Source organism: Mesorhizobium sp. M2E.F.Ca.ET.209.01.1.1, assembly GCF_004010375.2.
GTDB lineage: Bacteria > Pseudomonadota > Alphaproteobacteria > Rhizobiales > Rhizobiaceae > Mesorhizobium.
Window position 1 is genome coordinate 192,546 of sequence record NZ_SADP02000008.1, and the last position, 24,727, is coordinate 217,272.

General features: G+C 58.0%; 21 protein-coding genes and 2 pseudogenes. 12 read left to right on the top strand and 11 right to left on the bottom strand.

Annotated features, from left to right (window positions below):
* Positions 1–386 precede the first annotated feature (386 nt).
* The 9 genes and pseudogenes from EN852_RS17150 to glyA form a co-directional block, all read right to left on the bottom strand.
* Positions 387–2,258 carry an acyltransferase family protein gene (locus EN852_RS17150; RefSeq protein ID WP_126080682.1) on the bottom strand — a complete coding sequence of 624 codons (1,872 nt, stop codon included), beginning with the start codon at positions 2,256–2,258 and terminating at the stop codon, positions 387–389.
* An 83-nt stretch (positions 2,259–2,341) separates the two neighbouring features.
* Positions 2,342–2,902, bottom strand: a complete 561-nt coding sequence (locus EN852_RS17155) for a CpaD family pilus assembly lipoprotein (protein ID WP_063169261.1) — start codon at positions 2,900–2,902, stop codon at positions 2,342–2,344.
* A gap of 12 nt (positions 2,903–2,914) precedes the next feature.
* Positions 2,915–4,336 carry a type II and III secretion system protein family protein gene (locus EN852_RS17160; RefSeq protein ID WP_050580548.1) on the bottom strand — a complete coding sequence of 474 codons (1,422 nt, stop codon included), beginning with the start codon at positions 4,334–4,336 and terminating at the stop codon, positions 2,915–2,917.
* 71 nt (positions 4,337–4,407) lie between these two features.
* The gene (locus tag EN852_RS17165; protein WP_024505585.1) at positions 4,408–5,094 is read right to left on the bottom strand and encodes a response regulator transcription factor; all 687 of its coding nucleotides are present in this window, start codon (positions 5,092–5,094) and stop codon (positions 4,408–4,410) included.
* 812 nt (positions 5,095–5,906) lie between these two features.
* Positions 5,907–6,075: pseudogene (locus tag EN852_RS42370) on the bottom strand (transposase); the annotation flags it as partial.
* A 714-nt stretch (positions 6,076–6,789) separates the two neighbouring features.
* Positions 6,790–7,824: an L-threonine 3-dehydrogenase gene (tdh, locus tag EN852_RS17175; RefSeq protein ID WP_126063920.1), complete on the bottom strand. Its 1,035-nt coding sequence runs from the start codon at positions 7,822–7,824 to the stop codon at positions 6,790–6,792.
* 65 nt (positions 7,825–7,889) lie between these two features.
* A complete protein-coding gene (locus EN852_RS17180; protein WP_126063919.1) occupies positions 7,890–8,903 on the bottom strand; it encodes an adenosine kinase in 1,014 nt (337 codons plus the stop codon).
* 100 nt (positions 8,904–9,003) lie between these two features.
* On the bottom strand, positions 9,004–10,179 hold the full coding sequence (gene metK, locus EN852_RS17185; RefSeq protein ID WP_063169265.1) for a methionine adenosyltransferase: 1,176 nt from the start codon (positions 10,177–10,179) through the stop codon (positions 9,004–9,006).
* Between the two features lie 57 nt (positions 10,180–10,236).
* A pseudogene (glyA, locus tag EN852_RS17190) lies at positions 10,237–11,557 on the bottom strand (serine hydroxymethyltransferase).
* A gap of 100 nt (positions 11,558–11,657) precedes the next feature.
* On the opposite strand from glyA, the gene EN852_RS40875 reads away from it, so the two are divergent.
* Complete coding sequence (locus EN852_RS40875) at positions 11,658–11,858, top strand: hypothetical protein (RefSeq protein WP_024505365.1); 201 nt, start codon at positions 11,658–11,660, stop codon at positions 11,856–11,858.
* Between the two features lie 1,137 nt (positions 11,859–12,995).
* Here EN852_RS40875 and EN852_RS17205 read toward each other — a convergent pair.
* Both EN852_RS17205 and EN852_RS17210 read right to left on the bottom strand, forming a co-directional pair.
* The gene (locus EN852_RS17205; RefSeq protein ID WP_024505366.1) at positions 12,996–14,930 is read right to left on the bottom strand and encodes an HrpF/NolX family T3SS translocon protein; all 1,935 of its coding nucleotides are present in this window, start codon (positions 14,928–14,930) and stop codon (positions 12,996–12,998) included.
* A gap of 301 nt (positions 14,931–15,231) precedes the next feature.
* Positions 15,232–15,930, bottom strand: coding sequence for a secretin N-terminal domain-containing protein (locus tag EN852_RS17210; RefSeq protein ID WP_024505367.1), 699 nt, complete (start codon positions 15,928–15,930; stop codon positions 15,232–15,234).
* A 187-nt stretch (positions 15,931–16,117) separates the two neighbouring features.
* On the opposite strand from EN852_RS17210, the gene EN852_RS17215 reads away from it, so the two are divergent.
* From EN852_RS17215 to EN852_RS17265, 11 genes are all read left to right on the top strand, one after another.
* Positions 16,118–16,627, top strand: coding sequence for a nodulation protein NolB (locus EN852_RS17215; RefSeq protein ID WP_024505368.1), 510 nt, complete (start codon positions 16,118–16,120; stop codon positions 16,625–16,627).
* A gap of 9 nt (positions 16,628–16,636) precedes the next feature.
* Positions 16,637–17,500 (top strand): type III secretion inner membrane ring lipoprotein SctJ, encoded by an 864-nt coding sequence (gene sctJ, locus EN852_RS17220; RefSeq protein ID WP_024505369.1) that lies wholly within the window; start codon positions 16,637–16,639, stop codon positions 17,498–17,500.
* Positions 17,445–18,131 carry a nodulation protein NolU gene (locus tag EN852_RS17225; protein ID WP_269470858.1) on the top strand — a complete coding sequence of 229 codons (687 nt, stop codon included), beginning with the start codon at positions 17,445–17,447 and terminating at the stop codon, positions 18,129–18,131. The genes sctJ and EN852_RS17225 overlap by 56 nt, the downstream gene beginning before the upstream one ends.
* Positions 18,128–18,751: a type III secretion system stator protein SctL gene (gene sctL, locus EN852_RS17230; protein ID WP_024505371.1), complete on the top strand. Its 624-nt coding sequence runs from the start codon at positions 18,128–18,130 to the stop codon at positions 18,749–18,751. The genes EN852_RS17225 and sctL overlap by 4 nt, the downstream gene beginning before the upstream one ends.
* A complete protein-coding gene (sctN, locus tag EN852_RS17235; RefSeq protein ID WP_024505372.1) occupies positions 18,748–20,106 on the top strand; it encodes a type III secretion system ATPase SctN in 1,359 nt (452 codons plus the stop codon). Before sctL ends, sctN begins: the two co-directional genes overlap by 4 nt.
* Positions 20,082–20,594: a hypothetical protein gene (locus EN852_RS17240; protein ID WP_032899688.1), complete on the top strand. Its 513-nt coding sequence runs from the start codon at positions 20,082–20,084 to the stop codon at positions 20,592–20,594. The genes sctN and EN852_RS17240 overlap by 25 nt, the downstream gene beginning before the upstream one ends.
* 89 nt (positions 20,595–20,683) lie before the next feature.
* Positions 20,684–21,712, top strand: a complete 1,029-nt coding sequence (sctQ, locus tag EN852_RS17245; RefSeq protein ID WP_095769044.1) for a type III secretion system cytoplasmic ring protein SctQ — start codon at positions 20,684–20,686, stop codon at positions 21,710–21,712.
* On the top strand, positions 21,705–22,370 hold the full coding sequence (gene sctR / locus EN852_RS17250; RefSeq protein ID WP_029354851.1) for a type III secretion system export apparatus subunit SctR: 666 nt from the start codon (positions 21,705–21,707) through the stop codon (positions 22,368–22,370). Before sctQ ends, sctR begins: the two co-directional genes overlap by 8 nt.
* A gap of 29 nt (positions 22,371–22,399) precedes the next feature.
* Complete coding sequence (locus tag EN852_RS17255; RefSeq protein WP_081714428.1) at positions 22,400–22,648, top strand: EscS/YscS/HrcS family type III secretion system export apparatus protein; 249 nt, start codon at positions 22,400–22,402, stop codon at positions 22,646–22,648.
* A gap of 8 nt (positions 22,649–22,656) precedes the next feature.
* Positions 22,657–23,475, top strand: a complete 819-nt coding sequence (sctT, locus tag EN852_RS17260) for a type III secretion system export apparatus subunit SctT (RefSeq protein WP_024505376.1) — start codon at positions 22,657–22,659, stop codon at positions 23,473–23,475.
* Positions 23,472–24,509 carry an EscU/YscU/HrcU family type III secretion system export apparatus switch protein gene (locus tag EN852_RS17265; protein WP_024505377.1) on the top strand — a complete coding sequence of 346 codons (1,038 nt, stop codon included), beginning with the start codon at positions 23,472–23,474 and terminating at the stop codon, positions 24,507–24,509. Before sctT ends, EN852_RS17265 begins: the two co-directional genes overlap by 4 nt.
* Positions 24,510–24,727: the final 218 nt, after the last annotated feature.

Consider the following 24,727-nt stretch of genomic DNA (forward strand, 5'->3'; position numbering starts at 1 on the left):
CGGCCCATCGTACCAACTAGAAACTGAAAGTTATGAGCCCTGTGTACTACACCTAGCCCTTGACCTGCCCGATGAACCGGCCAGGGGCCGTCAGTTCAAATTCGGGGCCGCTTAGAGGGCAGTGTGAGGCCGTGTTAGGTAAGCGCCACTGCAATGTCGAGGCCGCGACACGCCTGTCGCTTTGGACGGCTGGAATTGCCCTTCGCGGCGCCATTCATTCTCTCAACATTTACGTGATAATGCACGCTGAGTCCGAGCCGCGTGGCAGCACCCATCCTAGGTCACTATCGGGGGGCCTTAAACCTGAACAGCTCCATCGTCGCGGCTGCTGCGGAAGCAGGAGCTATCACTGGGACCCGTACTGGTGCTTGTCAGCCGCTGAGCCGCTACTTCGTCTTAGGAAGAGCATTGTCCTTGCCAAAAGCCGGCCAGTATTTCGAGATTGCCAGTGTGGCGCCGGCTGAAGAGAAATGACCATAGTCGAAATATAAAAACTCTCCTCTATCGGAATAGGCGCAGCGTCCTGCGCTGCACAGGAATTTCAGCGGATCGATGAATGTGGCGCCTTTGGTAAATGAGCGCACACGTTCGTTGATGTCGGGGTCCATCGCGATCGGCCAGGACGTATCGTCCAGATTTTGGCGCTTGGCGAAGAACGCAATTTTCCGGACGTCAGTTGGGAACTGCGGAGACTGGCCGATGACAAACACGCGCACGCCCAGGGCACGAAGCGTAGCGATTGTTTGCTGAAGACCGTCGAAACCTCTGACCTCATAGTCACTCCATCTACCGCTGAGGATAACCGTCTTGATGTCCGCTTCCAAGATGACGTCCAAGGCCTTGCGATTGAACCGGACACAATCAAGACGATCGTAAGGGTAGTAATAGAGTATCGGCGCGCAGCTGGCGTACGTATATTCAACGATGTTCGCCTGCAATCGATTTATGTTAGCACCCAAGCCGGAAACATAGTGCGCGGCGAAGGAGTCGCCCCACAAAAAAACCGTTGTTGGAAAACCGCTGGTGCGCGTGCAATCCTCCATATTCCAGCTTTCGATCCGGCTGGTGCCCTCGTTGAAACAGATGCCATTCCTCCAGTCCCCGACGGAAATGCGCCGCTGGACATAGTCCGGAAACCGTTGCGGAAAGCCATTGCCGAGCGCCCCCGCCGCTCCGCCGGCACAAAGGACAACGATCGCGAGCGCTGAAAAGGCGAAGATAGGCCCCGGGGAGGTGAAGGCCCTCTTCTGTCGAAACGGCTGCTCTACAAACTTCCAGGAGAATGCAGCCAATGCGAGGCTTGCCACCAACATCGCACCGGTCATCAACGGATCGAGTTTTTGGAACGAAAGATAGTGCGCGAACGCATTGAGAGGCCAGTGAACAAGATACAACGAATACGAGATGAGCCCAATCCAGACCAGCGGCCGGACTTCGAGCATGCGGGTGGCGACCGTCGAGGGGGTATTTTGGCCAACATAGATCAGAAGGGCCGTTCCGATGCATGGATACAAGGCGTTGTAGCCTGGGAACGGATCACTCGCCGAAATCGCGAAGAACCCGATGGCGAGAAGGCCAAATCCGGCCACCCCCACCGACTCCATCAGGAATCGGTTGCCCAGCGGCGAGGGGCATTTGAGCATGAGCAGGGCGCCCAACATGAGTTCCCAGATTCGGGTCGGCAGCAGATAGAATCCGGCGGTGGGTGCCAGCGATGTCGCCATCACCGCCACTACGAAGCTGCAGAGAATTATCGGAAGAAGTGTCGTCAGCCAGCGCTTCCCGATGTAGCGATAGATTAGGAACATCAGGATTGGTGCGAAGATGTAGTACTGCTCCGCTACGGAAAGCGGCCAAGTGTGCAACAGTGGTAGAAGCGCGGCATCGATAGAGAAGTAACTTGACGTTTTCCAGAAGAAAACGTTCGACCAGAAGGTCGAGGTAGCTATGATGCTAAGACTGAATCCGCGCAGATCCGGTGGCAGAAGAATGAACAATGCTGCAATGCAGGTGAGAAGCATCACAAAGACGAGCGCCGGCAGAATGCGCCGGGCACGGCGCCAGTAGAAGTTGACGATGGAAAATTGGCCGCGTTCAAGGTCATCCAGGAGGCTTCCGCTGGTTAGGTAGCCGGAGATGACGAAGAAGATATCGACCCCGCTAAAGCCACCCGGGATCGCCGAAATTCCGAAATGAAAGAGTACGACCGGAAGTACAGCAACGGCCCTAAGGCCCTCGATATAGCGCCTATATTGCATCCAGCGGTTCCTTTTATTTTAGATCAGGACGCGATTGGAAGCTTTCAATCTCCGGTAGGAGTGCTGCCGAGATAAGGGCGGTATCAGCCACCTTTATCCGTCCCGAATGTTCTGTAAGTTGCAACTGGTACAGAAGCACGATCGCCATCGCCGGCCTTGACGGCCTGATTGTCGAGCAGATCGCGCGGATCGTTGACCATCACGGCCAGGTTATGTCCTGTCGAACAACCAAGCGGCTGTTTGAAGGATTCTTCATTGGGTAAGGCACCATATGAGGGACAGACCGGCGGACGGGCGTGATAGACAATCGCCTCAATTCGCACTGAGCCGGCGTCGTGTTGATCGCGCAATTGAATGTTGTCTTCTTCGATTGCCAACTGCCTGGCCTGATGGGCTACCCCTGCGCTGAGCTGGGGCGAACCGCTGATGAGGAGGTGGATGGCATCGAACCGGCCGCGACTGGCCTTGTCTAGGAAAACACGCAAACGCTGCCGTTCGGAAGCGCGCAGGCTTTGCAACGTCAGGACGGTGGTCTCCTCTCGGACAAGCATTGGTGCCGATGGTTCGACATCAACTGGCGTAGTGCTTGTGCAGCCACTTACGCTTGGTGCCAGAGCGACAAAGAGGATTATAAAACGCAACATCTTTGGATGACACTATTCGATGATGAAGCCGAGACCGCCCTGGGCGCTTGGCGCGCCCGCACGGATAGCAGCGCGGTCTCGCGGGGGACTTGTCACGGAATTCGTCGGAGCGCCCCCTCCGTTCAAAGCCGGTGCCGCCCGCTCGGTCGGTGCGCTCATCTGGTTTGGGTTGGAGCCTGGTCTTACAATGTAAGGCGTAACTAGAATGACCAGTTCTGACTCCTCTTTTTGAAACGAGGTCGAGCGAAAAAGCGGTCCCAGGATCGGCAGTTCTCCGAGCCAGGGAAAGGCCCTGACATCATTGTTGACGTTCCGCCTGATTAGACCGCCGATTGCGAAGCTCTGGCCGCTGGCGAGTTCGACGACCGTATCGGCTCGGCGCGTGGAAACTGCCGGCACGGAAATTCCGTTGATTTGCACGGCACCTTGCGTCGACAGTTCACTGACTTCGGGCGTTACGTGAATGTTGATTTGATTGTTGCTGAGAACTGTCGGCACAAATTCCAGACTGACGCCGAAGTGACGGAATTCAACCGATACCTGCCTGTTTTCCTGCAGGACAGGAATGGGAAATTCGCCGCCCGCGAGAAAGCTGGCCTTTTCACCCGACATAGCGGTGAGGTTCGGCTCAGCCAGGACGGAAGCTATATGCTCCTTGGCGAGCGCGTCGAGAACCGCGCTGACGTTGACGGCACCGTTGTCGAATCCGATTTCTGCTGTACCGCCACCCTGGGTTGAACCAGACCCAGCGCTTGCAGCGCTTCCGCTTAGAACGCCCACTTTGAAATTGCCGATTTGACCGAAGGCGGACAAGTTGACGCCGAGTGACTTCATGGCGCTGCGTGAGACTTCGGCTACGCGCACGCTGAGGTTAACTTGCAGGGATCCAGCGACCTTGATGTTGTTGACGACTTGCGCTCCGTCGCCCAGATATTGCTCAGTGACTCTTTTTGCGGTGTCGGCGACCTCTGCGTCGGGCGCCGTCCCGCTAAGGATTGCGCCGCGCGGCGTATAGTTGACGCGGATGGGATAGTCGCCGACCTGCTCCCGCAACATGGCGCGTAAATCCCCGATCGGTTGCGTGACAACGATACGCAATTCGGCGAGAGGCTCGCCATTGCCATCCAAGGCGAATAGGCTGGTCCGCCCCGATTTCTTGCCAAAGACGAAGATTGTTTTGCTCGATGGCGCCTGAAAATCCGCGATCGTGGGGTCAGCAACAAAGATGGTCGTGGCTGGCGCGGGCAGATGAACGGTCTCCCCGAGCGAAGAGGAAAGGGTCAGCGTGGCGTTGATGCTATTCGAAGCCGCATGCGGCGGGCCTTTGTCCTGCTTGTTTTGCGCCGCGACACCAAGTGGGAAAGTCACAATAAGCGCGCAGAGGAGATGGCCCAGGTAACGGGGAACTGCAGGTCTTGTAACCTTGTTGGCGATCGCCCGCCAATTGAGCGCATGGCAAGGATGTTGAAGGATCAGCAAAATAGATCTTCTTTCGATTCGACAAACTATGCGGACGAGGCGTCAGTCAATTCTAGGATGTAACCAATGCCTCGGATGGTCTTGATCCGTGGCGTTGCACCTGATCTGGTCAGATGTCCCCGTAAACGATAAATTCCGACTTCAAGCGCGTTGGCAGACACGTCGTCGTTGAATGAATAGAGGTGATCTTCCAATTGCGCACGGGGCACGATGCGGCCTGCCCGGTTAAGCAGGTGCTCTAGAATACAGAGTTCGCGACGTGCGATCATCATTGGGTGCCCATCAACGAAAACCTGGCGGGCGACCGGATCAAAGTCGAGATTGCCAAATACGAGCCTCAGGTCGGTCATCTGTGTCGCCCGGCGCAGAATGGCTCTCATTCTGGCAATAAGCTCATCGGTAGAGATGGGTTTGAGCAGAAAGTCGTCCGCACCACCGTTGAAGATCGCAATTCGCTTATCGAGATCGTTAAGGCTGCTCATAATGACGGCAGGAACTGAATGCCCGTGGGTCCTCAACTGCCTCAGCCAACCCAAGCCATCGCCATCTGGCAGAGCCAATTCCAGCAGGAGAATTTCATAGCTGGCGCAAGAAAATGCACTCGAAGCCAGTTCCAGAGTACCAACGACATCAACGACGAAGCCGCCATCCCCGAGCGCAAGTCGCATGGCGCGCGCAAGATCCGCATGATGATCCACGAGCAGCGTTCGCATTTCATCTCCTCTCGAAGAGGGACGGCCCATCGAACGCGTCACCGGCGGCCATCTGATCGGAGCACACGGCGCGCAACTCGTCGCAGCTCTCGGAACTGGTCCGAGTCGGAGGGACATGCAAGTCGCTCGGTGGCAATAGGCGCGGGTGAGGACCAACTGACGGGCTCAAATACGCCGGTCGGCGAACCCACGAGGCCAGCAACCCGCGTGCGATTTCTCGTTGCATCATCTCTCCTACGTGCAGCCCCTGCGCTCGCAAGGCAGCGTCGCGGCTCAGAGCCCGATTCCCACAGAGGGTAGGGTTAGCTTTCGAGAAACTGATTGAACAAATCGATTATTTGGATCGAATGCATCCACGGTATGGATGCAGCGCACCATCTTCAACGACTGCGGCGTCCTGATGCACTGTTGTGTCTGTCGTGCTCTGCTTTTTTCGCTGTCCTTCAAGGCTGGCGAGCCTGGTGGAACCTGCGCGTCATTGGCTTGGTAGCTTGAATGCTCAACAACGGAGCGCCCTGCGCAAAGCCGCTCTCATTTCCAAAAAGCCTTGCAATCTGGTTGGAGCACTTCGCGCTCGACACCAAAATAGGCGAGGAAAACTGACGTCTGACAGGGATGTACATGCAACAGCCGATTTGCGGCACCAGCAAACGACCGCGTTCAGGCTGAAGATCGACGACCAACGGCTCCTCGATTTCCGCACCGACCGCTTTTACAAGCTCTTCCTGTGCGGGCGGATGCCGGCAAACAGCAGCACAGGGTCAGCGAAACCGGGAGCGGGCCTGCTTGATCGCCATGATCACATTGCCGCTGTCGCGCGTGCGGAGCGGAATGCAATCGGTCCAGCCGGCGGCAATCCGGTCAGCACCATCGTCTGCACGAAGCTCCCTGACGAAGACGTGCCCGAATGCGCTCAACAAAGCCGGGCGGCGGATCTTTCCAATCGCCGAAGGTGCGGGCTGGCACCGAGCGGCGAACTGCGAACTCATTCCTGCCCGGCGGCGCTGGCCGCCGCGAGCGTCGATGCGGACCCAGCCGCTCCGAATCCTCCCACAACACGATGAGCGCGTCGCGGACATCGCTGCCGTAACAGCGGCTGCGGCTCTTGCCCGCAGACGGCCTCTGCTCACGACGGTTCATAAGACGGATCGCGCGCTTGCGAATAATAGCCGGTTACCGCCTCGAACTCATCCAGAATGCGCCGCTTGTCAACGCCGCAATAAAGCTCCACGATCGCCGCTTCACCGTGTCGCCATGCTGAGCCGCGCCATCCTTCCCCCGAACCGGAATGGCACGACCTGTCCATCCCCTTTGGAACAGGACACTATTGGTAACATTTTGCTTGAGGCAATGCGGCTCGTTGCCTTCCTTTTCGCTGACCGGAAGGGTACCGGAAGTCGTCTATCGCATTTTACCCGCTGAAAGCGGCAACACCTCGACCTCAATCGCAGATCATAGGAAATAGACGATCGCGTCGGGGCCTCAGCATCGGTTCACCGGGTTTCCGTCATCGACTGAAGCGAATTGCCCCATCGACCGTCACCGGGTGGGCCGCGATACGTCGCCGTGTATGATTAGCGAGCGCACGTAGCGGAGCCATAGCTCTCCACCCAGCCATGTTCCCCTAGTTGGAAAATGTCCGGCGGACCAGAGGTGCTGTCGTCAGCTTTTCCTGAATAGCGGCCAAGGCAATCCCTACCAGTCCATCACCACCTTGCCGGAACTGCCGCTCTTCATCGCATCGAAACCGATCTGAAAATCGTCGATGCCGATGCGGTGGGTGATCAGGCCGGAGACATCCAGCGGACCCTGCACAAGCGCGATCATCTTGTACCAGGTTTCGAACATCTCGCGGCCGTAGATGCCTTTGAGATGCAGCATCTTGAAGATGACCTTGTTCCAGTCGATCTCGAAGCCGGTCGGCGCGATGCCCAGAATGGCGATCTTGCCGCCATTGTTCATGGTGTCGATCATGTCGCGGAAAGCGGGGGCGGCGCCTGACATTTCGAGCCCGACGTCGAACCCCTCGGTCATGCCGAGCACCGGCATGACGTCGCGCAGCTTCTCCTTCGAGGCGTCGACGACATGCTGGACGCCGAGTTTCTTGGCTAGCGCCAGCCGCACCGGGTTGATGTCAGTGATGACCACTTTGCGCGCGCCGACGCATTGGGCGACGAGCGCGCCCATGATGCCGATCGGCCCGGCGCCAGTCACCAGCACGTCCTCGCCGACCAGATCGAAGGACAATGCGGTGTGGACGGCATTGCCCAAGGGATCGAAGATCGCGGCAATCTCATCGGGCACATCGTCGGGGATCGGCACGACATTGTGCTGCGGGATCGCCAGATACTCGCCGAAGGCGCCTGGACGGTTGACGCCGACGCCGAGTGTGTTGCGGCACAGATGCCCTCGCCCGGCGCGACAGTTGCGGCAATGGCCGCAGACGATGTGGCCTTCGCCCAATACACGCTGGCCGACCTTGTATTCGGTGACCGCTGCGCCGAAATCGGCAACGGTGCCGACGAATTCATGGCCCGTCACCATCGGCACCGGCACCGTCTTCTGCGCCCACTGGTCCCAATTGTAGATGTGCACGTCGGTGCCGCAGATCGCCGTCTTCTTGATCTTGATCAGCACGTCGTTGGGGCCGATTTCCGGCACCGGCACCTCTTCCATCCAGATGCCCGGTTCGGCCTTGGCCTTCACAAGCGCCTTCATCATGTTCGACATCAGGATTTCCCTATTCCGTGATTGCGCTTCTGGCGAGATAGCCTGCACAACGGGAAGGTAGGCCACTAACTCGTTTGAACGTCCGGAATGGTCAGCCCCGCCTGCTCGGCCTCGCGGCGCAAATTCTGACGGGGCCTGGGGCCGATCTGCTGGATCACCAATCCGGCTGCCAGTGAGCCAAGGTCGCCGCAAGTCTGCAGGTCGCGGCCTTGCGTGTAGCCATGCAGGAAGCCGGCGGCATAGAGATCGCCGGCGCCCGTCGTGTCGACCAGTTCCTTGATGGCGGTCGCCTTGATCACCACGGTCTCGTCGCCGCGCACGATCACCGAGCCTTTTTCCGAGCGGGTGACGGCGGCGATCCGGCAATCCTTGCGGATCTGGGCCAGCGCCTCGTCGAACGACGATGTCTGGTAGAGCGACTTGATCTCGTGGCTGTTGGCAAAGACGATGTCGACCGTGCCCGAGCGCATCAGGTCGAGGAATTCGTCGCGGTAGCGGTCGACGCAGAACGAATCCGATAGCGTCATCGACACTTCTCGGCCTGCCGCGTGCGCCAGCTTCGCCGTCTGGCGGATTGCCTCCTTGGCGCGCGGCGGGTCCCACAGATAGCCTTCGAAATAGGTGACCTTGGCGCCGGACGCCTTGTCGGCTTCGACATCCTCAGGGCCAAGCTCGACGCAGGCGCCGAGATAGGTGTTCATCGAGCGCTCGCCGTCGGGCGTGACGAAGATCATCGAGCGCGCCGTCGGCGGCTCACCCTTGAGCGGCGTGGTGCCGAAGGCGACGCCCTGCGCATGGATGTCGTGGGCGTAGATTTCGCCCAGCGCATCGTTGGAGACCTTGCCGAAGAAGGCCGCGCGGCCGCCAAAGCTGGCGACGCCGGCCGCCGTGTTGCCGGCGCTGCCGCCGGACGCTTCGATCGCCGGACCCATGCGGCTGTAGAGCAGTTCGGCGCGTTGTGTGTCGATGAGGTTCATCGCGCCCTTGATGATGCCGTTGGTCTCGAGGAATTCCTCGTCGCACTGGGCGATGATGTCGACAATGGCATTGCCGATGCAAAGCACGTCATAATCCGGCATCAAAATCTCCGCCAAAACCCGAGCCGGCTTCTTGCCACGCCGGCCGGGCGTGGTCTCGCGAGTTGAAATGGGTTGCCGCATGCGCTTGATCCAGCCGCCCTCACGCAGCTGCCGGTCCGGCTTCACGCAGCAAATCGTCAGCTTTGTCCGTCTTCTCCCAAGTGAACTCAGGCTCTTCACGCCCGAAGTGTCCGTATGTCGCCGTCTTGCGGTATATCGGCCGTAAGAGATCAAGCATCTTGATGATGCCTTTCGGTCGGAGATTGAAAACCTCGAGAACAAGGCGCTCGATCCTTTTTTCCTCGATCCTTGCGGTTCCGAAGGTATTGACCATGACAGAAACCGGACTGGCCACGCCGATCGCGTAGGCAAGCTGAACCTCGCAGACCTCTGCAAGGCCGCTGGCAACGATGTTCTTCGCGACATACCGGGCGGCATAGGCCGCCGAGCGGTCAACCTTGGATGGGTCCTTGCCCGAAAAGGCACCGCCGCCGTGACGCCCGGTCCCACCGTAGGAATCGACGATGATCTTCCGTCCTGTGAGGCCGCAGTCGCCGGCAGGCCCACCGACCACGAACCGCCCTGTTGGGTTGACCAGAAATCTGATCCCCGAAGTATCCAGGTGGGCCGGCAGGACCGGTTTTATGATCTCCTCAATGACGCCTTCGCGGACCGTGGCTTGTGAGACCGCTTCGTCATGCTGCGTTGACAGGACTATGGTATCCAGCGCCACCGGGCGGAGCCCTTCGTAGCGTACCGACACTTGAGATTTCACGTCCGGACGCAGCCAGCCAAGCTGTCCCGCTTTCCGGACCTCGGCCTGTCTTTTCGTCAAATGGTGAGCGAGTTGGATCGGCAGGGGCATCAATGTATCCGTCTCGTTGCATGCGAATCCAAACATGATGCCCTGATCCCCTGCCCCTTGCCCGAGATCCTGCCCTCGTCCTTCATCAACGCCCTGGCTTATGTCGGGCGACTGCTCGGTGAGGGCCAGAACGACGGCGCAACGTCGACCATCAAAGCCAATCGCATCATCGTCGTAGCCAATATCGAGTATCGTATCGCGGGCGACTTGGCTGTAATCGATGTGGGCATGGCTGGTGATCTCGCCAGCCACAACGACCATCCCCGTCTTCACCAACACTTCACAGGCGACGCGCGCCTTCGGATCGGTGCGCAGGACCGCATCGAGAATGGCATCGGAGATGTTGTCTGCCATCTTGTCGGGGTGTCCCGCGCCGACGGATTCGGAAGAGAACACGAACTGCCTGGTCATAAAAATGCCCTCGCTTCAAGTGCTGGAGTTAGTGAGGAGTTTCTGGATTGGGGTGGCTTATCGGTCGCGGATGCCGGGAACATCGAACGCAGTGCAGAAGTCGGCAACGTCTCTTCGTACGCTCGCATGAACTTCCTGGTCATCGGGCTGGCGGCAGACCGAGTCGATGAAAGCGGCGATCTGCACCATCTCCGTTTCGCGCATGCCCATGGACGTCACCGCTGGTGTCCCTAAGCGGATGCCGCTTGTCAGCGCCGGATGCCGCCGGTCGCCCGGGACCATATTGAAATTCGCAATGATGCCTGCACGCGATAAGCGCTCCGCATAGGCTTTGCCTGACAGCGGCCGGTCCCGAAGATCAAGGATCAGCATGTGATTGTCAGTGCCCCCAGTGACGAGTTCATAACCTCGCTCCAGAAGCGCCTGGGCCAGAGCCTTGGCGTTGTGGACGATCTGCTGACCGTAGACACGAAAGGACGAGTTCGCTGCTTCCTGCAAAGCGACGGCAAGCGCGGCGATAGTATTCATATGCGGTCCGCCTTGCAGAAGAGGGAACACGGCGCAGATTGTGTTTGCTCTTCGGATGATGGAGGGGCTGATAACGGTCTTCATTCCTTGATAAAATGAAGCCACCCCGGGGACCGCGGATCGACTTGTGAGAGGTGCTGGTGACCACATCGCAATGGGACACGGGGTTCGGATGCACTCCTGCGACAACCAGGCCGCAGATGTGGGCGATGTCAGCCACCAGATACGAGTTCACCTCCGAAGCAATTTCGGCCATTGCCGCGTAGTCAAAAATACGCGGATAAGCAGTTCCGCCGACCCAAATTAGCTTCGGGCGTTCCCGCTTGGCGGTCTCGCGCAAGTGGTCATAGTCAATTTGCTGTGTCTTTTCGTGCAGCCTGTACGGGACGCGCTGATAATCGCTGCCGGAAAAATTGACGGACCAACCGTGAGTCAGATGGCCGCCTTCGGGTAAAGGCAAGCCCATGACTTTGTCACGGGGGCTCAAAAGCGCGCGATAGACAGCCTGGTTGGCTGGCGAGCCTGAATAAGGCTGGACGTTGGCGTGTTCACTGCCAAATAGCGCTTTCAGGCGCTCGATCGCGAGGGTCTCAAGCTCATCGACGATCTCGTTTCCGGCGTAGTAGCGCGCACCGGGGTATCCCTCGGCATACTTGTTGGTGAAAATCGACCCGGTCGCTTCCAACACCGCCGAGGAGGCAAAGTTCTCGGAGGCGATCAGTTTGAGAGTTGTCCGCTCCTGACGCTCCTGTCTTAGAAGCAGTTCGTGAACGCGGGAGTCGACGGCGGCTAAGTGAGGCCGCCCGTAAGTGTCGGGCTGCGCGATGGCGCCGCCGGCGGAGTTATCCATGGTAGTCGCGCTCCATTTGGACTGATCTATTTCACGATCAAGCAGGCGGTCCCTTCAACCGCGCGTCTTGTATTGCTTCCAGGCGTTGTAGGTCTCTTTTATGATGGCCATCATCGTGGGGCAGGAGATCGACCACCAATTGAGCCAGCCCGCCATCCTTGCCTCCTGCTTGCATATGGTACGAAGACTGCGGACGTTGTTCGTTGCAGCAAAGAAAGTTGGCTCTGCCCAGCCGCCGAACGTGGCGTCGAACCTGCTCGCGAGGCAGACTGGTAATATCGGCCAGCTCGCCGACGGTTAGATCCGCATGCGCGCAAAGGCCCAGGATTCGAAGGCGATCAAGATGCGCTGCCGTCCTTAGGCGATTTACCAGTGTCAACATTGGTTGGCATCAACCCGGACGGGATGCAGCAAGCCGCTAGCCCTTCTATCCCCATCAATCCGCATGAGACCTCTCTCGTCATTTGCTGTAAATCCGCTGGTATGGATGCTAATGGAAGATGGATCACAGTCCTTTCTACGACTAAGACGCCAGATATTGGGGCTAATGTACCACCTGACAGGAGACTACACTCACGAACATTATGTGAATTTTTTTTAACGTTGCTGAGAATCAAGGGTGAGGTTTGGCGAATGTCTCGCCGTCGACTGTCGAATCCTGCCCGACGGGATTATGGGGTGCGTAGCCTGCTTGTCCTTTCCACATGACCAGCGACGATGGGGCGGAGGCGGCAGACATAGCTCTGGAGCATGCTGCGGTATCTTTGGCCTGAAGCCGAGGAAGGCGGACCGTGGCTTCCGCGCCGCTGCCGGGAGCCCGCGAACAGGCCAAGTTGATCAGCCGGGTGTTGCCGTCATAGAGCGTGAGACCCAAAGCTGGCCAGCCGCGCCCTGAGGCTGACGCACCGCTCAGCGTCCACCTTGCTCTCGAAGCCCATCGGCATAGCGCCGATAACGACTTGACCGCGTGCGTGTCGACGAGCGATCGGTGAGCGCAAGGATCGAGGGTGCAGTGCAGGATAATGCTGTTTTAAATCAGCGCTGTTTTCAGCCGACTGCCTTGAGCGTGGGCACAAGGATATAGGCCCAAGGCAGGAGATCATCGTCTGCTGTTCGGGAGGCCGCCCTGGGCGCGCGACAGCCGTTCCTTCGGCTGCGCCGCTCCGCCACCATCCGCGCCGTGCCTTCCGGAGACCATTCCCGCTGCCGGCCGGCGCCCGTGAAAACCTCGACCCGGCGCACCGGCTCGAGATGGCTGGGCTCAGCGTAACTCTGAAGTCGTCATATACCGAAGCCTTCACAGACTTCGGACATCCCCCTCACAGTCCGATCCAGATGGCGTCAGGAACACCGCTGCGTTGATGCGGATGAACCCCTGCTTGTGCCACAATGACCCTTATGTCAGCGCGCGAGCCAAAGCTTCCGCGCAAGGCGACGGCTAGGATAAGGCAATGCCGACGAAGGGCACATTGCTTGCCACACTCTGGAATGATGGCATGCTCGGAAGGCCTAGGCTTTGCTCAGGGCCGCCTGCAAGGCGCGCTTTGAGGTTATTCACATAGCCTTCTGCGTAGTCCTGCGCCGTCGAGACCGAAAGATCAATGCCTGCCGCCAAGGCCTCTTCCATCAGGTGCTTTACGAGCCCATTTCGAATGGCCAGCTTGACCTCGGGGCCTGCGATAAGGCCGATCGCCTGCGCGGCCATATTGAGGCCAGCTTCCTCCAGCGCTCGCTTCATATCGCCTCCGTTAATGGCCGTACGCAGGAGATTGGCTGCTTGCGACTCAGCCTCGAGAACCATCGAGGCAAGATCGGCTACTTGTCCGAGGCCCGGAATGAAGCTGAGCAGTCCCACCGCCGTTGCCGCCAAGTCGAGCACTTTCGTCTCGATTTTGAGCACGGAGTCGACGACGTGCATGACGGCCCCGCCGTTCTTTTTGGCTGACTTAATGTCAGGCTGGTCCATCAGGCCCATCTTCATGTCCGCGACGGCATTCTGCTCTTCTGCGGTTTGGGCGCCGTGGGTGATTGGCTGCTGAACGTTGCGGTTCGCAGACGACATGTTTGTGCAAAAATGGGCAAAGTCTTTTTTGCTGATATTGCCGGAATCAACCGTATGCCCGCCGCCAAAGTCGAAGAATTTATGATGGGTCTTATAGCCCGTGATCGAATTGTTCAGGAGGCCAAACAGAAGAGGATCTGAAAGGAGCTGAGAGGCTGCTTCCCGCACTTTCGGATCAAGGCTCTTGTCGTCTTTCATTTTCGCCAGTTTGTCGCGAGTCAGAACACCGCTTCCAAAGAACGTGTCCTGATGGTCCTTGATCATCTCGACCGTATTCAGCTCAGTTTGCGTGAGGCTCATCGACGATGAGGCGACTTGCAGGAAATCCTCTTTGTGCATCTTCCCTTTCGAGCCACCGCACAACTGGTTCCAAGCATCGGGGTGATCGAGGAAATATTGCGCCGCCGCAATGACCTGGGGCGGAAATTTGCCGTTTTTCGATTCGCCGCCGACCATTTTCTTGAACTCATCCAGACTCAGGTCCTTGGACAGATTTTCGGAGTACCGGTAAAACTCCCGCAAGGCATCGCTCAAGGTCATGACCGAAGGCTGCAAACCTCCGCTGCCGTCGGATGGTATGTAGTTCTGCTCGTAGCTTCGCGCTTGGGCTTCCTGAAATGCAGCAACTTGTGGGTGGTGGTTTGAAAATCCGGCCAAGTCCTTGGCGTTGATCTTGCCTCCACAGCGGCCGTCGCCCTGCGAGCCAATCGCATAAAAAAGTCCCGAATCCTGCTGCAGTCCCTGGATCGCCGCTTTCAGATCCGGTGGCGTAGAGGGATCATTGGCTTTGTCGGTCAACGACTTCCAAGTAAGCGGGCATTGGTCCTTGTGACGGTTGAGTACCGCAACAATCTGCAACTCAGCCGTGGTCAGCGACCCACCGTTCCACGTGATTCCGGGGCTCGGCCTGGGAGCCGGCTCGATCTTCGGAGTGACGCCGAGCAGATGTTGGGCTTCAGTCGCCTTGGAGCGTTGCGATTGGTCCTCCTTGAGAGCCGCCCTCATATTTGGCGGCAGCAGATCCAGTGGGTGTTGCTCCAAGCCATTCAATGTCAAGACATCCGGTGCCAGATGGCCCAAAGGGTCCTGCCGCAATTTATCCATTGTCGAATCAAGATTCGACGCTGGCAGATCCCCTTGCGCGAAAGAGCCGGGCTTGTCTGCCAGCACACAAGTGGACAGCATCGCTTCGAAGCACGATGCACTTTGCTGATGCTGGGTCGCAAAATGGGAAACTTTCAGGCCCGGCCAACCCCTTGCGGACTGTAGCGAATTTGAGCGGTAGAAAGTTGAAAGATTACTGGCCGACATTATGCATCCTCAGACGTGACGTTGAAATCCCCACAAGAGACCCCGACAGAAGATCCCTTGCGTTTCACAAAATTCGACAATTCCAAGCGTCGGCAGGTCACGAATGCGCCTGCCCTGCCTTCAATTGCTGTGTTCCGGGCCGGCTCCAAGGTTCGGTCCAACACAATGGCCGGAGTCACCGCGAGAGCTGCCGGGACTCATCATGAGCGGATTAGCTTTCGAGAAACTGACGAGTTTGCGAAGAGTTCACAAAGGGGTAGCCGCAGTCATGTTCTTCAGAGCTGCGGGAAATCCTCAATGTTCATTTCTTGCCCAGCTCAGGCTTCCCGCCAACGCTATCCTGTTGTGGGATGTCAGAAGAATAAGAAGCATCCGGTCGTCCGTCGCGAACGACCGTAGTGGAGGAGCCGCGAAACAAGATCAGCACTGATTCCTTTGGCGTTGCCGCTATGTGAGTCTGCGCCTGCGCCTGCGCCACCAAGCCGTTAAAGGTCTGCTCCACGAGTGCGACGAAGCGCGGTGGACCGGAAACGAAGACGAGGCCATTGCCTGGCACGGGTTTGACCACATAGCGCTCGTCGGAGATATCAAGCTTGTCGAGAGCCCCCTTGAACGCATCGAAGCGAATCGACGTCATCAAAAGCATTCGAGTTTGCGATTCTTGTGCAGCAGACACATAGAGCACAAGGCCGTCATAGTACCATTGTAGACCGTAAAGGTTCGTCAAGCGGTCGAGGAACGCGCGCGGTGGCAAATCAGGCATACGTCCGCGAATTCGCCCCTTCACCGCAGGACTGATGTTGACCCTGATATTCAGGTTGTTGCCGAATTCCTGCAACGCTGCAGCGAGCTCCTGATCCAGAACCGTGTATCTATAGGGTGTCGCCGGAAGGGACAGCGGGACTGCATGCGCCGGGTGAATCCCGGTGGACAGAAAAAACCCGGCACAAAGAAGTCTCAAAACATGCAGGGTGACGGGTTGGATAAGCGTTCTCGGCATGTCGCACTGATAAACCAAACGCTGAAATCATCACAAGTGACTAAATTGCCGAAGAGATTTTAGATTGTCGAAATGACGCCGCCGTTAGTCAGCTTGTTGTCAGCTTGCCCCCCTAGGAGTGTTGCGCCGACACCGGGTGATGAATGGGCGGGGCTCGCCCGGTCAGAGAGAGCAACCGAGTCCTTACATGATGATGCCTGTCACGTCGATCTCTGCCACTCTAACGGCTGGCCTCCCCAGGGTCGGATCACCGTCGATTGTCGAGCAGGCCCAGTTTGAGCGCGCCTTAGGGCATGCAGCCGACTCGCTGAAAAACGATGCCGCCGCGGGGCCAGCGAGTGCGGCGCCAGTTGCTGCGGCGATGGATGTTCAGCGCGCGGCTGCGCCGACGAGCGGCATGGGCGATCGCGTGTTGCAGACGATTTCCTCCCTATATCCACACAACACTGTTTCCTTCCCCGCGCTCGACCATGACATAGCCCTTTCGAAGGGCGCTCTACCGGGACCGGCGCAGAAGCTTCCCGTTCCAGGTGAGGCGGGAACCGGAATCTCGGGCATTCCCCAACAAGGGCAAGACTTCGAAACGATGATGGCTGGTCTTCGGGATGTTTACAACGGCGTCACCCAGGTGGCGCTTATCTCCAAAGGCGTCAGCGGCGTCACATCATCCGTGAATAAACTTTTGAAGGAAGGCTGAACCGCGCGCATGATTGGCTTGGCCGAGGGCGAAATCATGCGTGGCCTGTCAGGGTGGCGGTCGGTTAGACTTGTCATGCTGCCAGTTCTCGTCGCCCTCACTGCTTGCAAAGCCGACCTCTACACGCAATTGCAAGAGCGTGAGGCAAATGAAATGCTCGCACTTCTTGAAGACAACGGGGTCGCCGCGATCCGGGTGGTCGCCAAGGATGGAACCAGCACGATCCAGGTTGACGAAAAGCTGCTCGCCTTCTCAATCAACCTTCTGAACGCCAAGGGGCTGCCGCGCCAATCCTTCAAGAACCTCGGTGAGATATTCCAAGGATCAGGCCTGATTGCCTCGCCGACCGAAGAGCGTGCCCGTTACGTGTATGCCCTGAGCGAAGAGTTGTCGCGGACGATCAGCGATATCGATGGCGTTTTTTCTGTACGTGTTCACGTCGTGCTGCCGCATAACGACCTTGTGCGAGCCGGTGCCACGCCATCCTCGGCCTCGGTGTTTATCAGGCACGACGCAAAAACAAATGTCGCGGCTCTGCTGCCAAAGATAAAGATGCTTGTAGCCGACAGCATCGAAGGCCTGTCCTACGATAAGGTGGAAGTGGTTTTGGTGCCGGTAGAACGGTCCGCACACGAGCAACGGCCCGATCCGACTGCTGTTTTGCCACAAGCATCACTACCTCTTCCTGCGCCACTTCTGGCGACCGTAACAGGTTTTGCCGCAGCCGTATTCGCCGTGGCCTGTTATCTCTTGATCGGCGTTGTTACGCGTCGGCGCAAGCAATCAACCGGCGTTTCCAAGGTCGAGGGGCGCCGGGATGCTTCTGCTGTCGAGGCCATTCGCAAAAGAATGCCTGCAATTGGACGTGGGTGACATCTCATTGCCAATGCCTATACAGACCGCCCGACCTGATGGTCCGCACTTTCCGGGCGCGAGCGAGCTTGCGGCTTCGGCCCATCCAACCCGTCTTGCGGCGCGTCTTGATCCAGCGTTATCGGCCGAAACGTTAGTGAAGTTGCAGAAGTGTTCCAGACTGCATCCAAGGCTGGCAGAATTGCTGGGCAACGATGACGTGGATCTGAACCACATCGGCTGCAGGCCGGACCTTCTACGCGGGCATGATCCATATCGAGCGGCCCTTCTTGCTGGTAGTATCTGGCATGCCCGTTCGCTGGTCGCGTTTGTCTCTCAGCCTGAGCTTGCCATCCTTGTTAAACGCATCGGCGTGGATGCACACGCATTCGGAATCCGACACCTGCTGCATGCTGTTGACAAAAGACTGATCTCGGACCCAGAAAAACTCGCTCAGCAAATCGAATACGATGGACACGCATGTCTTGGAGCTTGGCTCCAGGACAGTTCAGCGACCGAGCGTAACCGCGTGCTTCTTCGATTGCCCGAGGGGACTGCCGCGGAGACTCCAGCACATGAGCATTGGACCGCCGCCGGCCAATTGCTTTCACTTGTAGTAGCTCATTTTGAGACAGAGACCCCGGTGAAATGACAGTCGAACTTTCCGAGGGGCCAATAGCGCCGCAGATGCGTCCAGTCGGACCACTGATACCCGCGAGCGAGCTCGAAACCTGGCACAGCGCCGCGCAAGCCCTTGCCGCGGCAGAACGGCATCGGCAGCGCGTTCGAAACTGGGCACGCGCGGTTTACCAGCGGGCGTGGGCGCGCGGCCACATGGAGGGCTCGAATGCAGGCACCGAGGAGATGGCAGGGTTGATTGCGGAGACAATCTCCGAAATCGCGCGACGAAAGGCGGCTCTGGAGCAGGAATTGCCGCAGCTCGTGATGGAAATATTGAGCGATCTTATCGGCGCTTTCGATCCGGGCGAGCTATTGGTGAGGGCTGTTCGTCACGCCATAGAGTGTCAATACAGCGGCGCCGACGTTTGCCTTCATGTTTCTCCCATGCAAGTCGACATGCTTGCACGAGAGTTTGCTCGATGCGACGGCCAGGATGGTCGACCAAGGGTGCGGATCGAGCCCGACCCGACATTGTCGCCGCAACGCTGCGTGCTGTGGAGCGAGTACGGCAATGTTGACCTTGGACTTGACGCCCAGATGCGCGCGCTGCGCCTTGGTTTCGGGACGCTCTGTGAGAAAGGCGAGCTATGAGAAAGCCCGTCCCAGAACATAACGCTGACGCCGACACTCGAGCTCTCGTTCCAGCAATCTCGTCTTTGAGGGCTGCGGCCAAGCGAATTGACACGCGTGCGGTGCGCGGTCGGATCACGCGGGCTATCGGCACACTGGTTCATGCCGTCTTGCCAGACACTCGTATTGGGGAACTTTGCCTCCTAGAGGACCCGCGAACCGGGCTGTCGCTCGAGGCCGAGGTGATCGGCCTGTCGGGTGATGGTGTATTGCTGACACCGATCGGGGACTTGGTGGGCCTATCCAGCCGCGCAGAGGTCGTGGCCACTGGCCGAATGCGTGAGGTGCCCGTCGGCGGCGATTTGCTCGGTCGCGTGATCGACAGTCGTTGCCGCCCATTGGACGGCAAAGGCGAAATCAAGACCGTCGAAACTCGGCCCCTGCATGGCAGAGCCCCCAATCCGATGACGAGGCGCATGATTGAGCGGCCATTCCCGCTTGGGGTCCGTGTCCTCGATGGTCTGCTGACGTGCGGCGAGGGCCAGCGGATCGGGATTTATGGCGAGCCAGGTGGTGGCAAGTCGACGCTGTTGTCACAGATCGTAAAGGGTGCCGCCGCTGACGTCGTCATAGTGGCGCTCATAGGCGAACGTGGACGGGAAGTTCGTGAATTCATCGAAAGGAATCTTGGTGAAGAGGGCCTTCTCCGTACGGTCGTCGTGGTTGAAACATCCGACCGCTCGGCGGTAGAGCGTGCGCAATGCGCTCCAATGGCGACTGCGCTCGCGGAATATTTCCGCGATCAAGGCCTACGCGTTGCTCTCATGCTGGATTCGCTGACGCGCTTCTGCCGCGCTATGCGCGAAATAGGCCTTGCTGCGGGTGAGCCGCCGACGCGACGGGGCTTTCCTCCTTCCGTTTTTGGCATGCTGCCAGGCCTGCTCGAGCGCGCCGGCATGGGTGAGCGGGGCTCAATCACGGCCTTCTATACGGTGCTTGTAGAGGGTGATGGCACGGGTGATCCAATCGCCGAGGAATCGCGTGGTATTCTCGATGGCCATGTCATCCTCTCACGCGCTATTGCGGCGCGATCGCATTTCCCCGCTATTGATGTGCTGCAGAGTCGCAGCCGCGTCATGGATGCAGTCGTTTCGGGGACACATCGCAAGGCAGCATCCATTTTCCGCGAGCTCCTGTCGCGCTATGCCGAGACCGAGTTCTTGATCAATGTTGGCGAATACAAGCCAGGTGGAGATCCCCTGACTGACCGGGCTGTCGCGTCAATCGACGAACTGAGGGAGTTTCTGCGCCAGAGCGAAGATGACGCGTCAGATTTCGAGGAGACGGTCGCATGGATGTCGCGTCTGACCGCGTAAACTGGATTCAGTCTTCGAGGTTACGGCTTCTGAAGGAAATGCAAGAGCGTCGTGCCCTTGGCGAGCTGTCCAAGAAGGAAGCCCAGCGCGATGTGGCCGCCTCAGCCGTACAAAATGCCTCTAGGGAGCTTGCAATGATACAGCAACATTGTTCAAGAAAAGAAGCAGCGCTCTATCAGCATCTGATGTCACTCGACAACTTGTCTAGCGCAGCGCTCGACCGTCACCGCCTTCACACTGAACAACTTGCCGCTGAGATCAATTCCAGACGGCAGATGCTTGATGATACCCAAATCGCTCAAGAGGAGGCTGAGATGGCGGCGTCCAGGACGAGGGAGCTATGGGTCATATGTTCGGCGGCAAGGGACAAATGGCAACAAATCGAGGACGACGTGCGGCGCGCCGTCGAGACTCATTCGGAGGCCGCAGCCGAGATCGAGGCCGACGATGAGATACTGCTGAAATATGCGAGGGGGTCGCTTGCCTAAATGCCGCGCAACCGGATCCGACGGTCGCAAGAGGTCGTCCGAATGACACGACCGTGCAGTCTTTGATAGGCGCTGCGGTCACACCCGCCATGTTCGAACCAGTTCTGAAACTGTCCCACACGGTTGTCTCGTGGCTCAATGATACAGCAGCGCCGCGCACGCCGTTTCAAAGCCGGATCAACGAGGTGCCGCTATCGGTGCGAACGGCAGGGCTTGTCTGGCAGCAGGAACCTGCTGCCATTCCGATGCTTGACTGCGTCTGGAGAGTGGGAGCCGAAACGGTCATCTTGTCACTGTCGCGCCCGCTCGTAGAGGAGTTCATCACGACAGTGCAGAACGGCTTGGCCTTCCCTTCCGAGCCAACTGCTTCGCTAATTCTCGAACTCGCTCTGGAGCCGCTTGTCACTCGACTGGAGGAGACGACGCGTCTGAACGTGCAACTCGTGCGGGTATGCGAAGCCACGATGCTGGCTCCTCATCTTGAACTCGACATCATTTTCGGCGCGGTCAAGGGCAAGGGCCGTCTATTCCTGTTCACGCCACTTGACGGCTTAGTACCGCCTGCGTTTCGCGCGCTAGGCGAACTGCTTGCCCAGTTGCCGCGGCAGCTGGGCGGGCTGCCTCCAGAGCTCCCGCTCATTGTTGCAGGAGAGGTCGGCACGCTTCGCCTTCCTGCGGCGCTTCTTCGAAGCGCATGTGTCGGTGATGCATTGTTGCCCGATATTGCGCCGTTCGGCCGCGGCCAGATCACCCTAGCTGTCGGCCAGTTGTGCGCCGAGGCGGATCTTGACGGCGATGAATTAATCTTGCGGGGGCCTTTCCGCCCGCGACCGTGTCCTTTGGAGAGTGCGCATATGACACAACCCGGATCGCAACTGGAGCTTACTAAGGATCTCGACGATGTCGAGATCGTGCTTGTCTTTGAATGCGGCCGCTGGCCTATTTCTCTTGGGGAATTAAGAAGTGCCGGCGAAGGGCATATTTTTGAACTTGGATGGCCGATCGACGGCCCGGTCGACATAGTGGCCAATGGTCAGCGTATCGGGCGTGGCGACATTGTCCGCATCGGAGAAGAGCTGGGCATCAGGCTCCGTGGCGGGTTTGCATGCAATGAGTGAAGCTCAGCCGACAATCCTGGCGCTTCTTGCGGTTACCGCCGGACTCGGTCTGCTGGTTTTAGCAGTTGCCACGACAACGGCCTTTGTAAAGGTATCAATTGTTCTTTTCCTCGTCCGCAATGCGCTCGGGACCCAGACCATACCACCCAATGTGGTGCTGTACGCCGCGGCGATGATCCTCACTATGTTCGTTAGTGCGCCCGTTGCTGAGCAGACCTATGACCGCATGTCGGATCCCAAGCTCCACTATCAGACATTCGACGACTGGGTAAGCGCCGCTAAAGCCGGAAGTGAGCCCTTGCGCGAGCATCTCAAGAAATTCACAAATGAAGAGCAGCGGCGATTTTTCCTATCTTCGACAGAAAAGGTCTGGCCAGAGGAAATGCACGCTGCAGCCACGCCTGATGACTTTGCAATACTTGTACCATCTTTCTTGCTATCAGAATTGAAGCGCGGATTTGAGATAGGATTTCTACTTTATCTGCCTTTTATTGTTATAGATCTGATAGTGACAACTATCTTGATGGCAATGGGTATGTCGATGGTCTCACCAACTGTTATATCTGTCCCGTTCAAGATCTTCTTGTTTGTTGCCATTGATGGTTGGTCAAAATTGATGCATGGGCTTGTGCTGAGTTATACGTTACCGGGAGGCTGATCATCACTGAATCCAGCATCATTACTCTTATGAGCCAATCACTGGTGGTTTTCATGATCTGGATTCTACCGCCGCTCATTGCATCAGTGGTTGTCGGCCTCGTCATCGGCATCCTCCAGGCGGCGACGCAGATCCAGGATGAAAGCTTGCCGCTCACCGTGAAGCTTCTGGTCGTTGTCGCGGTGATTGGGCTGTTTGCTCCTGTGCTAAGCGCCCCGCTCATAGAGCTAGCCGATCAGATCTTCACCGAGTTTCCCGCAATGACACTTAGCTACTAGTCCGCCCCATGGACGCGCCATCGGCCGATATTCAAATTCTGATCCAGACGGCTCTCGAACTCGTCGTTGCGGCAGGTCTTGGGGCAGCCCGCGCGATGGGCATCATGCTGATCTTTCCCGTATTCACACGCTCGCAGATCAGTGGGCTGATCCGGGGCTGTTTGGCTGTTGGCTTCGCACTACCATGCCTGGCACACGTCAGCGGCGGATTGCCGGCGCTGGATCCTGATACGCGCCTGATCCAGCTAACCCTGCTCGGATTCAAGGAAGTTTTTGTCGGTGTACTCCTTGGCACTTTTCTTGGCATTCCGCTTTGGGGCCTTCAGGCTGCCGGGGAGCTTATCGACAACCAACGCGGCATCAGCAGCCCGACCGCTTCGGCCGATCCCGCGACGAACAGTCAGGCTTCCGCGATGGGCGTTTTTCTGGGGATCACTGCGATTGCCATATTCGTCGGATCAGGAGGCCTGGAAACTTTGATCAGTGTCCTGTACCGCAGCTACTTGATCTGGCCGGTGTATCAGTTTCACCCGACACTGAGTGGGCCAGGAGCAATGGAGTTGTTGGGGCTTCTCGACAGCATAATGCGCACGGCATTATTGGTATCGGGGCCTGTCGTGTTCTTCCTGATACTGATTGATATATCGATGATGCTGCTGCGTCGCTTTGCCCCGCAATTTAAGGCGAGCCAACTGTCTCCGGCAATCAAGAACATTGTCTTTCCAGTTCTCATGGTCACCTACGCTGCCTATCTGGTGGAGAGCATGAAACTGGAGGTCACACGTGCCAACGGCGTGCTGGAGTGGTTCGACAAATTGCTGCCATGAGCGACACAAGTGAAGAGAAGACACACGCCGCCAGCCCGAAGAAGTTAAGTGAAGCGCGCAAAAAAGGACAGCTGCCACGTAGCTCCGATTTCGTCCGCGCGGTCGGGACTTGCGCTGGGCTCGGCTACCTTTGGCTAAGAGGCAGCGTGATCGAGGACAAATGCCGGGAAGCGCTCCTATTAGCCACCAAGTTGCAGAGCCTACCTTTCGATACCGCGGTGCCGCAGGCATTGGTTGTGCTCGTCCAACTCACAGTCGCGGCTGTTGGCCCGCTGCTTGGAACCCTTGTCGCCGCGGTGATTTTGGCCAGCCTGCTAGCCAATGGTGGATTTGTCTTCTCTCTGGAGCCGATGAAGCTCAGCTTTAAGAAAATTGACCCCTTTGAAGGGCTGAAGCGCTTGGGGTCTGCTCGTTCCATGGTCGAAGTCTGCAAGACCATGTTCAAGGTATTGGTTCTCAGCGCAACCTTTTCCATTGTCCTTCTCGGGATGTGGAAGACAATGGTCCCTCTGCCGATCTGCGGCATGGGCTGTGTTGGCCTCATCTTTATGGAGACAAAATTGCTGATGGGAATTGGCGCCGGCGCACTGCTGGTCGGCGGACTGATCGATCTTCTGCTCCAGCGCGCGTTGTATCTGCGCGAAATGCGCATGACCAATACCGAAGTGACGCGCGAGTCGAAGGATCAGCAAGGAGCGCCAGAGTTGAAAGGTGAACAGCGTCGCATCCGCGAGGAGGCGGCCGACGAGCCTGCGCTTGGCGTGCATCGCGCCACGCTGGTCTTAACAGGAAGGGCGGTCCTGATCGGTCTGCGTTACGTTCGCGGTGAAACCGGGGTGCCGTTCTTAGTTTGCCGTGCCGAAGGTGAGCGCGTTTCACATGTGTTGAGCGAGGCGCGGGCACTACGCCTGACGATCGTCCATGACCATGTCTTAGCGCGTCAGCTGATAGGCACTACAAAACTCGGCCACGCGGTTCCTATGCAATATTTCCAGCCTGTCGCGAAAGCATTCTTTGCCGCAGGCTTGGCCTAGTCATTGGAAGTCCACGACTGCCCAGTTCAAAACTGACCTGGCTCCATGCTAGTGGCAAATGTCGGCTGGCCATCCGTGCCCCAGTGTCTCTGTCAGGCCAACCGCGCAACCGCGGGCCTGGGGCAATCACTCCCCTCGGATCTGCCACCCAGCAACTACGGCAAGTCCTCCGGGCATGACCTTGCAGCCTCTGCTGGCCGGTGCGTGGCGCAGTCCGA